Genomic DNA, 9,711 nt, shown 5'->3' on the forward strand with positions numbered 1-9,711 from the left:
CAAGCTCGGCGCGGGCGGCGGGCGTCCACATCGGGGTTCCTGGGTGAGCGTCAGACACTCTCCCAACGCCTGCGATGCTCGCCGCTCACCCAATAGCTAAGCTGTTCTGCCCATTATGAAACGGGGTCTCAGGCGCTAGATTTTGACTACTAGCTCTTTAGCCCCTTGTTGCAAACCGAGTAGTACCCGCCGCCCTTCTCGATCCACTTCATGCCGCCGTTGCCGGCGCCACCAGCAGCAGCCTTGTTGGCGTTGTACTGATCCAAGCAGGTGTGCATCCGACCCTTACCGACCGACTCGCTCGCGTACTTCGGATTGACCGCTTTCGGGAACACGGCGGACCCCGTCACCGAAGACCGCGGTGTCGGTGCTAATCTCGTTGCTGTCGTGGTGGGCGGCGGAGCCGGGGCTGCGGGCGAAGCTGCGTTCGGTGAGAACGGGTTCGCGGTGGGGGTTGTGGGCGTGTCAGCCGGCGCCCCGCACTCAGCCTTCCGGAAGTCGTTCCACTTCTGCCCGTTCAGCGTGCCAGCCTGCTTAGCGGCTTGGTACTTCACGGAACAGTCCTTGGCGGATAGCGCCAAAGCTGGCGAGGCCAGCATGGCCACACCAAAGGCAAGGGATGAGATTGATTGTGCGAAACGAGACATGAGGAAGTCTCCAGGCCGAGTCATGTACGGCTGATGTTGCTCCAAGATGGCCCGGCCCGGCTGATACGGCAACGGCGGCTCGCTACATCCTGCCAGACACGGCCAATCCAGCTTCAGTGCGTATGGTGTAAGTCCCCTCGAATGGTGGGCTTTCGCTGAGCCTGTTGTGGCCGCATGTAGCCCTCTGTGGCCCGCTCGGTGAGGGCCATTCGAGCTTTGCGGCAAGGCCACGGTCGTGAACGGTAAGGTACGGCAGCGACACGGTAACGAGCACGGTAGGAGCAGGGGTATCACACCACACGCACTGAAAGCTGCTGGTGGGTGCCATGTTGTCGAGAAGGGCACGCCTCGCTACATCGCCCCATGGACAAGCTCGACGCCCTCCTAGACCGTCTCAAGGCCCATCAGCGGGCGATGATCCTAGCCGCCGCGAACACGACACGTTGCCGGCCGCGAGCGTCCTGAGGCAGATCGCAGAGCTTGAGAACGCCATCGCGGCGGTAGAGGCGGTTGCGGACGAGGAACGGGGTCGGCGGCGACGGTAAAGCCCGCGACGTATTGCTCATCCTTCAACAACTTGTCTGGTTCATGGTAGACGCTGCTGCATCCGCAGCCGGCAGGTCCTCGCGATCCGCTGCGGCGGTCCTGCTTGCCCCCGAGCAGGGCCGCCACCTGCCTTTTCGCCGATACGCCCCACGTGCTCTGCAGCTCAGAAACACGCTGGAGATGATGTGCACAGGTGCGGTGTCTTCACAGTACGGTGTGCTCGCTGACCGCTACGTCGTCGAGTGGTTCGAGGAAAGCTGCGCCGATGCCGCGCTCGATTTGGCGCGCGACTGTTGCACGTCTTTGCCCAATTGTGATCGGTTGTCCTACCGCGAGCGGAACATCGAGGCGCAGCGCCACGCCTGATGCTGATAAGTTCACGATCTGCGCAGGTATAAGGCTGCCATCCTCAAGGGTGACTTGTAGGTCTGTTCGTGTAGGAACAATTCGACGGTGAGTGCGAACGACCTCGGGAGGGCGGCTTTGCTGGCGAGCTAAGTCGATGAGACGCCGCGCTATCTCGCCGGGGGCGGGGTTGGTGCCCTTTACGCGAATGACGAAGTCGCAGGCTCCTACTCCCACAACTTCAACGTTGATCGCCCCTACGTCGCGGATGTTGCACACGAGGCGTTCATCGAGCCGTGGCATTGTCGCGGATCGTAACCTCAGGCCACTAACCGAAATGTCGGCAGTGACAGCGTGAAAATCTGATCCGTCGTAGCGCATGCAGAGGGCGGGGACGATGACGGCGTGCTGTGTATAGGTTCGCTTTACGGTCATGTCCTGGTAGGCGGTTCTGAGGCGGTTCTCACTATAGAGGAGTCCATATTCGAAATGACGAGCTAAATTTTTTTGATATCGACGTAAGGTTCTCTATGACCCAAACCATATAGTCGTATTTATTGCTATCGATTATTTATTCGTTACGTAAGATGGTAAAAATCCTGACTTTTGAGTTCTAGCTGGAGTTATACAATTCATGTAGAACGTGCATTGATTGTTCGACGCTCTATCACGCCTTCGAACACCATCTTTGTCAGTTTCCCTGTTGAAATCTTAGGAAACGATCGTGGAGAGAGTCGTCAATCATTTAACCGTGTTTTTGGTTTCGTAGGCTGCCACGACCGCGGCCGAGATGCGGAGCAGCTTCCCGCCGTACTGAAACCCGGCCAGGTCGCCCCGTTCAATCATGTTGCGGATGTGGTTGCCGGAGCACCGCCACCGATCGGCCAGCGTCTCAGGCGTGTAGACGTTGTGATAGCCCGGCCATTCCTTCGACATTAGGGGCGGAGCCCTCCGCTTCCCTGCATCTTTCGGTCCCGGCCTTTGATGAGCCTGCGGCACAGGCTTCTGCTCGACGGGGGCAGCCTCGAACGCCGTGTCGAGCGCCATCCGATCCCAGACAACAGCTTCACCGAGCCGGCGAGGGCGGGGCAGCTTCCCGTCTTCCACGAGGGCGCTGAAGGCGACCGGATCGAGACTGAGGTATCGAGCCGCCGCAGCGAGATCGAACGCTCTGGGCGGGTAGGCGTAGGGATCGATCATGATGCTTGCCGCCTCGCACGGATCATCCAAGCGTCGCGGTCTGCGCGCGCCACGGTCAACTCCCGCTGCACCTCCTCAAGCTTGGCATGCATCTCGCCGGTATCGACGGCGGTCTTGATGAGGAGTTCCTGCGCCTCGGCGAGGGCCGCGCGCAGTTCCACGTTCTCTGTCGCGAGCGCCACGACCAGAGCCGTCGTCTCGTCGCCCATCTTTTGGCAATCTGATCCGGTCAACAGCTTGTCAGCTGGATGAGTGATTACGGTTTGCAGCCTCTACCGACTGCCTACTATGCCTTGATGATGTTCTACGAGGAGGCTGGGACCGAAGCCGATCGGGCGTCATTCAAGGATCCCTTCGTCCGGGTCCTTACCGCGGCCGGCTAGCCGATCAGCTGCTGACTCGGAGAAACGGGGGAGTATGGGGGGTAAAGTGTAAGCCGCTGATTGGGACGCGCGTTACCTCGCATGTCCGGGTGAACCGGGTCCGACCGTTATCTTCGTCCGTTCGATCATCGATACGAGGACGGTGCGGAAAGCCTTTTGAATATCGGAGCCGCTGTCGGCCCGCTCTTCACCCGCGAGGTCCGACAGCAGATCATCCATAGCCGCTGCCCTGGCCTGCGGCTCGGACTGGTTCATGGCGAACCGTAGAATAGCGTTCTGAGCCGTACCCAGATCCTCGCGCTGCGCCTTCTCGATCAGAGTCCGAAGGACGCGCGTGCATTCGTCTCTGAGCATGATTGGTGGTCCTAGGTTCTGAGAAGCGCCCGCTGCCGAGAGGGTCCGCCGGGAGCGATCGAAGCAGGCCATAAGCCGGCGTCGGCGGTTCCTGTTCCCCCCAGCACCGACCTTCACGCGATCACCCGGCCCAAGGCTTCACGGGCACGGCACAGGGAACTGGCCCGCGCCGACCTGTCATCGCGTGCTCTCTGTGCCGAGCTGCCTGCCGGCGTTCGCGACCGCCGCGGCGCGCGAGCGTCGAGAGGCCTGCCGTGTAGCAGATGGTCCGTCGCTGACCAGCGACTAACAGGAGGCACGATGTCTGCCGCTGAAGGCTGACAGGCATTTTACCTCTCTTATAGGGTGGCAGGCGTATCGTTCGTTCGAACCCTGGAGTTCCTGGATCGCGATCGCCTGCCTGTGGTCTCGCCGGGCAAAAATTGACACGGCACGCTGGTCCACATGCAGCCTTTCCCCCGGTTCCCGATCGACGCCGCGGATCAAACTGAGACTGCCGCTGCGACGCAGGCCATCATCCTTAATCAGCTCGCCGAGGGCGTGATCGTCACCGATGCGGTGGGCAGGATCACGATGGTGAACGGGGCTGCGGCTGCCATCCACGGTGTCGCTCGCCTCGATGTCGAGCCCGATACCTACAGCGACACCTACCGCCTCTTCACCGAGGATGGGCGACCTTACCCTCCGCTTGAGTTGCCGCTGGCGCGCGCGGTGCGTGGGGAGACGGTTCGGGAGGCGCGGTGGCGGATCGTCCGGCCGGACGGTGTCGAAGTGCTGGCCATCGGCAACGCTCAACCGCTTCGTGGGGCGGATGGCCAGCAGATCGGGGCGGTACTGACGCTTAGGGACGAAACCGCACGTGAGACTGCGGAGCGCGCTCTGTTCGAGTTGAACGCGACGCTCGCGCAGCGTGTGCAAGAGCAGACGCGCGTCGCCGAGGAAGCGCGTACCGAGGCCGAGCGGGCGAGCGAGGCCAAGAGCGACTTCCTCGCGGCGATGAGCCACGAGATCCGCACGCCGCTGAACGGCATCCTCGGCTATGCCGACATCCTCCTCGATGAGACCCACATGCCGCCAGAGGACCGGCGCCGGCTGCAGCTGATCCAGGGTTGCGGCACTGCCCTCCTTACCGTCGTTGACGACATCCTCGACTTCTCGAAGATCGAGGCCGGACAGCTGACCCTCGACCCGGTCTCGTTCCCGCTGGTCTCGGTGATCGACAACACCGTCTCGATCGTCCGCGGCGGCGCGCTGAAGAGCAACCTGCGGATCGAGACCCGGATCGACCCGGACCTGCCCACCTTCGTCCATGGCGACGCGAACCGCCTGCGCCAGGTGCTGCTGAACCTGCTGAACAACGCGGTGAAGTTCACCCCCGTCGGCTCGGTGACCCTCGTGGTCCGGCGCGAGCGCTCGGGGGCGCGCGGCCACGACCTGCGCTTCGAGGTCACCGACACCGGCATCGGGATCAATTCGGCGCAGCAGGACCGGCTGTTCAAGCGCTTCAGCCAGGTCGACGGCTCGATCAGCCGGCGCTTCGGCGGCACCGGCCTCGGCCTGGTGATCTGCCGCCACCTGCTCTCGTTGATGGGCGGCGAGATCGGCGTCGTCAGCCGCGAGGGCGTCGGCTCGACCTTCTGGTTCACCCTGACCCTGCCGCCGGGCGAGGAGACCGGGGTCGCGGCGGCAACGTCCGCGGCTCCGGCCACGGACCCCGCCGGACGCGCCGTGCGGCTGCTTCTCGCCGAGGACGTGCCGCTCAACCAGGAGCTCGCCTGCGCGGTGCTCGAGGCGCAGGGCTACGTGGTGGACGTGGTCGAGGACGGCGCCGAGGCGATCGTCGCGGTCGAGGCGGCGCTGAAGCAGGGCAGGGGCTACGACCTCGTGCTGATGGACGTGCAGATGCCGGTAATGGACGGCCTGACCGCGACTCGCCACATCCGCGCGCTGGCGTCGCCGGCCCGCGAGATCCCGATCGTGGCGATGACCGCCAACGTGCTTCCGAAGCAGATCGAGGACCTGCGCGCGGCCGGGATGGACGACCATGTCGGCAAGCCGTTCCGGCGCGCCGACCTCTACGCCACCATCGCGCGCTGGACCGGGCCGCAGCGCGAGGCCCGCCCGGCCGCCCCGATCCCGGCGCCGGACGGCGCGAACGCGGTGCTCGACCCGGCGGTGTTCGACGCGCTGCGGACCGGCTTCGGGCCGGAGCGCGTGGCGACGCTGCTCGACCTGATGGGCAGCGAGCTGCGCGACCGCTTCCGCACCGACGAGGACGACCGGGTCCAGGTCGCCCACGACGCGCACGCGCTGGTCTCGGCCGCCGGCATGCTCGGCTTCACCCGGCTGTCGCGCCTGTGCCGCGAGATCGAGGCCGCCGCCCACGGCGACGCCGACCTGCGCCCGCTCATCCACCGGCTCGAGATCCAGCGGGCCGAGGTGCTGGGCACGATCCACAAGCTCAAGGCGGCCTGACGCCCGTTTCCCTCTCCCTCACGGGTGGGGGAGGGACCGGCGACGGGGGCCCCTACGCCTCCGGCGCGGCCGCGTCGTCCTCGGGCTCCGGGTCGGCCGTCCAGGCGGTGGCGAAGGCGGCGAGGTGCTGCGCCTCCGCGAACGCCATCACGGTGACCTCGCGCTCGGCCGGCATGGCGCCGGGATAGTTCGCGAGCAGGATGGTCTTGCGCACGAGGCGGGCGCCGGGCGCGTTCTCGGCGATCCAGGCCTCGGCCTCGGGCACCAGCGCCTCGGCGGTGGCGAGCGCCCGCGAATCCGGGCGCAGCACGATCACGCGGGTGCCGAGGCCGGGGTCGGCGGCCTGGACCGCCTGGACGATGTCGATCACGCGGTCGCCTCGGGCAATTCGTTGATCTGCACCGCGGCCTGGGCGTCGGTGAACTTGGGGATGTCGCCGAAGATCTCGGGGCCGTGCTCGGCCGCGGCCTTCGTGAAGGCGTCGGCCGATTCGAAGGTCAGCAGCGCCATCACCTGGAACGGGGCCGGCTTGCCGTCCGGCGTGCCGACGCCGCGCACGATCTTGGCCTCGTGCAGGCCCAGGGGCGACCAGCGCTCGCGCACCAGCGGCATGTGGTGGCCGAGGTAGTAGTCCATGTCGAACCGGGGACCGGCCGGATACATCACGCTGACGAGGATCATGGCTGTCGAACACTCCCTGGCGGCGCGTCTGCCGCGCGCCGCCGGCACGGAACCACCGAATGCCTGTCAGCGCAACGGAGGCGCTCGCGACGCCTCTTTTCTATTCCCTCCGCAAGGGCTGAGGGTTTCACACGTTTCCTGAGCGGCCCGGATCGCCCGCCCCGTCTTTCCGGGGCGTCGAAGGCGAACCCGGAATCCAGAGCCGCCGACGGCGCTTGAGCCTGTCATCTCGGCGGCTCCGGATCCCGGGCTCTGCTGCGCAGCCCCGGGATGACGGGTTGAGGCGGGTCTCCGCCAGACCACACCCGGGGGTGGGGATACGGTATCCGCGAGGAGCGGGCCGCCTTGCACGCCGACCGGCGATGATCGCGATCAGTGCAGCTTCACCCGCGCCTCGGTGCGGCGGGTGAGCGCGCGGGCGGCGGCGTCGAGGGCGGTCTTCACTGTGCCGTGGAGGGCCTGCTCGTGCATCTTGTACAGCGAGCGGTACATCATCCGCGCGAACAGCCCGGCGATGAACATGTTCTTGCCGCGGATGAACCCCATCAGGCTGCCGACCGTCGAGTATTCGCCGAGCGAGACGAGCGAGCCGAAGTCGCGGTACTTGAACGGCTTCAGCGGCCGCCCGGCGATGCGGGCGGGGATCTGCTTGATCAGGTAGGTCGCCTGCTGGTGCGCCGCCTGGGCGCGGGGCGGCACCGGCCGGTCGGAGCCGGCCTCGACGAGGTAGGCGCAGTCGCCCACCGCGAAGATGTCGGGATCGTGGGTGGTCTGCAGCGTCGGCGTCACCACGAGCTGGTTGGTGCGGGTGGTCTCCAGGCCGCCGAGGCCCTGCAGGAACGGCGGCGCCTTCACGCCGGCCGCCCAGACCACGAGCTCGGACGGGATGAACGCGCCGTCGGCCAGCGCCACGCCGTCGGCGCGCACCTCCGTGACCCGCGCCTGGACGCGGACCTCGACGCCGATCTTGGCGAGCAGCGCCATCACCTCGGACGAGAGTCGCGGCGGCACCGCCGGCAGGATGCGGTCGGCCGCCTCGACCAGGGTGATCTTCAGGTCCTTGGCCGGATCGATCCGGTCCATGCCGGTGGAGACCACGTCGCGGACGGTCCGGTGCAGCTCGGCCGCAAGCTCGGTGCCGGTCGCGCCGGCGCCGATCACCGTGACGTGGAGCTGCCCCGGCCGCACCGGGCCGACCTGGGTGTGGGCGCGCAGCATCGCGTTCACCAGCCGCTGGTGGAAGCGCACAGCCTGGTCCTGGGTGTCGAGCGCGATGGCGTGCTCCTTCACCCCGGGCGTGCCGAAATCGTTGGTGGTGGAGCCCACCGCCATCACCAGGGTGTCGTAGCCGACCGAGCGCACCGGCGTGATCTCGCGGCCTTCCGCATCGTGGCTGGCGGCGAGCTGGATCGTGCGCGCCGTCCGGTCGAGCCCGGTCATCTCGCCGATGCGGTAGCGGAAATGGTGCTGGTGGGCGTGGTGCAGGTAGTCGACCGCGTGGTGGCCGACGTCGAGGCTGCCGGCGGCGACCTCGTGCAGCAGCGGCTTCCAGATGTGGGTGCGCGCCCGGTCGACCAGGGTGACGTGGACGTCCTTGCCGCGCCCGAGCTTGTCCCCGAGCTTGGTCGCCAGCTGAAGGCCCGCCGCGCCGCCGCCGACCACGACGATGCGGTGCAGGCCCTGTTCGTTCTCGCCCGGTACCATGCCTGTCTCGTTGCTCCTCGGTGCGGCCGTCGCCGCCTCATCGCCGGTGGTGCCCCCGTGCACAGGCACCACCCGTGCCGCCGTTCCGGGCGGGGCCATCTCGGAACGGTTCTAGACCATACCGGGATGGCCGTAATCCGGCGGGCGCCGTCAAAATTTTTTGGCCATGCCTCAAGCCTATCGCTCAAGCATCGGCCGCGAGCGGCGGCCTCACGCGGCCGGCGCGCCGGGCTGGCGCTTGGGATGGGCCTCGGCGAAGGCCGGCAGCGCCAGGCACGCCTCGGCGATGCGCGCCACGGTGGGGTAGGGCGCGGTCTCCACCCCGAAGATGCCCGTGCCGACCCACAGGCTGACGAGGCAGAGGTCGGCGTGGCTCACCGCGTCGCCCTGGCTGAACCGGCCGGTGCCGGGCTCCGTGGAGAGCCGGGTCTCCAGCGTCTTCAGGCCGCTCTCGAAGGCGTGGCGGACGAAGCCCATCATGCGCTCCCTGGGGAGATCGTAGGCCTCCATCAGGTAGGTGCGCACCCGCGGCACGTAGAGCGGGTGGGTGTCGCAGGCCACGAGCTGCGCCAGCGAGCGGGCGCGCGCCCGCTCCCGCGGATCGGCCGGCAGCAGCTTCACGCCGCCCTTGGTCTCCTCCAGGTAGTCGAGGATCGCGAGCGACTGGGTCAGCGGCGGCCCGTCGCCGTCGAACAGGGCGGGCACCGCGCCCTGCGGGTTGATCGCGCGGAATTCCGGCGCGTGCTGGTCGCCGGCATCGAGGTCGATGAAGGTCTCCTCGTAGGCGATCCCCTTCAGCTTCAGCGCGATCCGCACCCGGAAGGCGGCGGCCGAGCGCCAGTTGCCGTACATCCTGATCATGCCACATGGCCCTTCATCGGTTTCGGCGGGGACCACACCGCACAACCGGGCGGGCCGCAAGGGCGAAGCGTCGGCGAAGCGCGGTCTGGCCGTGATCGTGCATTGCCCCGCGGACGCGATCCCGCGATAGGGACGAGACCGCGAAGACGCGCGCGACACGGCGCGCGACAAGGGATGACGGCCGATGCAGATCGAGACGCCCTATCTGATGTTCCTCGGCGACGTGCCGGACCGGCTCGCCGCCAAGACCGCCTACGGCATCGTCGACTGGCGCCCGGACTGGTGCATCGGCCAGATCCGCCTGCCGGGCTGCGCGGCCGACCTCGGCATCCCCGACCTGACCCTCGACGAGGCGCTGGCCAAGGGCTGCCGCACGATGGTGATCGGCGTCGCCAATGCCGGCGGCGTTCTGCCGGAGCACTGGGTCGCCGAGATCGTCGCCGCGCTGGAGGCCGGGTTCGACATCGCGAGCGGCCTGCACGCGCGCCTCGGCGCGGTGCCGGCCATCGCCGAGG

General features: G+C 67.1%; 11 protein-coding genes and 1 pseudogene. 2 read left to right on the forward strand and 10 right to left on the reverse strand.

Features of this window, described 5'->3' with window-relative positions; all coding sequences use genetic code 11:
* Positions 1-149: 149 nt before the first annotated feature.
* The 6 genes from FV230_RS18720 to FV230_RS30865 all read right to left on the reverse strand — a co-directional run bounded on the left by FV230_RS18720 (position 150) and on the right by FV230_RS30865 (position 4,393).
* Entirely contained in the window at positions 150-647 is a 498-nt protein-coding gene (locus tag FV230_RS18720; RefSeq protein WP_147843471.1) for a hypothetical protein, read from the reverse strand.
* Positions 648-1,397: 750 nt separating this feature from the next.
* Positions 1,398-1,841: a PilZ domain-containing protein gene (locus FV230_RS18730; RefSeq protein ID WP_187275550.1), complete on the reverse strand. Its 444-nt coding sequence runs from the start codon at positions 1,839-1,841 to the stop codon at positions 1,398-1,400.
* 438 nt (positions 1,842-2,279) lie between these two features.
* Entirely contained in the window at positions 2,280-2,738 is a 459-nt protein-coding gene (locus FV230_RS29800; protein WP_187275551.1) for a hypothetical protein, read from the reverse strand.
* Positions 2,735-2,947, reverse strand: a complete 213-nt coding sequence (locus tag FV230_RS18740; protein ID WP_147843473.1) for a hypothetical protein — start codon at positions 2,945-2,947, stop codon at positions 2,735-2,737. Before FV230_RS18740 ends, FV230_RS29800 begins: the two co-directional genes overlap by 4 nt.
* A 246-nt stretch (positions 2,948-3,193) precedes the next feature.
* Entirely contained in the window at positions 3,194-3,475 is a 282-nt protein-coding gene (locus tag FV230_RS18745; protein WP_147843474.1) for a hypothetical protein, read from the reverse strand.
* Between the two features lie 285 nt (positions 3,476-3,760).
* A complete protein-coding gene (locus tag FV230_RS30865; RefSeq protein WP_246694916.1) occupies positions 3,761-4,393 on the reverse strand; it encodes a hypothetical protein in 633 nt (210 codons plus the stop codon).
* 33 nt (positions 4,394-4,426) lie between these two features.
* Here FV230_RS30865 and FV230_RS18750 point away from each other — a divergent pair.
* Positions 4,427-5,950: pseudogene (locus FV230_RS18750) on the forward strand (ATP-binding protein); the annotation flags it as partial.
* Between the two features lie 52 nt (positions 5,951-6,002).
* Here the strand turns inward: FV230_RS18750 and FV230_RS18755 are convergent.
* The 4 genes from FV230_RS18755 to maiA form a co-directional block, all read right to left on the reverse strand.
* Entirely contained in the window at positions 6,003-6,320 is a 318-nt protein-coding gene (locus tag FV230_RS18755; RefSeq protein WP_147843476.1) for a hypothetical protein, read from the reverse strand.
* On the reverse strand, positions 6,317-6,631 hold the full coding sequence (locus FV230_RS18760) for an EthD family reductase (protein ID WP_147727659.1): 315 nt from the start codon (positions 6,629-6,631) through the stop codon (positions 6,317-6,319). Before FV230_RS18760 ends, FV230_RS18755 begins: the two co-directional genes overlap by 4 nt.
* Positions 6,632-7,003: 372 nt before the next feature.
* A complete protein-coding gene (locus tag FV230_RS18765) occupies positions 7,004-8,335 on the reverse strand; it encodes an NAD(P)/FAD-dependent oxidoreductase (protein ID WP_147727658.1) in 1,332 nt (443 codons plus the stop codon).
* A 210-nt stretch (positions 8,336-8,545) separates the two neighbouring features.
* Positions 8,546-9,193 carry a maleylacetoacetate isomerase gene (maiA, locus tag FV230_RS18770; protein ID WP_147727662.1) on the reverse strand — a complete coding sequence of 216 codons (648 nt, stop codon included), beginning with the start codon at positions 9,191-9,193 and terminating at the stop codon, positions 8,546-8,548.
* 187 nt (positions 9,194-9,380) lie between these two features.
* On the opposite strand from maiA, the gene FV230_RS18775 reads away from it, so the two are divergent.
* Positions 9,381-9,711: DUF1611 domain-containing protein (locus tag FV230_RS18775; RefSeq protein ID WP_147843477.1), on the forward strand; the 331-nt coding region annotated here is incomplete at its 3' end.

It is taken from the genome of Methylobacterium sp. WL6 (assembly GCF_008040095.1).
Taxonomy (GTDB): domain Bacteria; phylum Pseudomonadota; class Alphaproteobacteria; order Rhizobiales; family Beijerinckiaceae; genus Methylobacterium.

Coding starts and splice junctions, on each gene's coding strand:
- FV230_RS18720 (WP_147843471.1), bottom strand. CDS start 647: ATGTCTCGTTTCGCACAATCAATCTCATCCCTTGCCTTTGGTGTGGCC.
- FV230_RS18730 (WP_187275550.1), bottom strand. CDS start 1,841: ATGCCACGGCTCGATGAACGCCTCGTGTGCAACATCCGCGACGTAGGG.
- FV230_RS29800 (WP_187275551.1), bottom strand. CDS start 2,738: ATGATCGATCCCTACGCCTACCCGCCCAGAGCGTTCGATCTCGCTGCG.
- FV230_RS18740 (WP_147843473.1), bottom strand. CDS start 2,947: ATGGGCGACGAGACGACGGCTCTGGTCGTGGCGCTCGCGACAGAGAAC.
- FV230_RS18745 (WP_147843474.1), bottom strand. CDS start 3,475: ATGCTCAGAGACGAATGCACGCGCGTCCTTCGGACTCTGATCGAGAAG.
- FV230_RS18760 (WP_147727659.1), bottom strand. CDS start 6,631: ATGATCCTCGTCAGCGTGATGTATCCGGCCGGTCCCCGGTTCGACATG.
- FV230_RS18765 (WP_147727658.1), bottom strand. CDS start 8,335: ATGGTACCGGGCGAGAACGAACAGGGCCTGCACCGCATCGTCGTGGTC.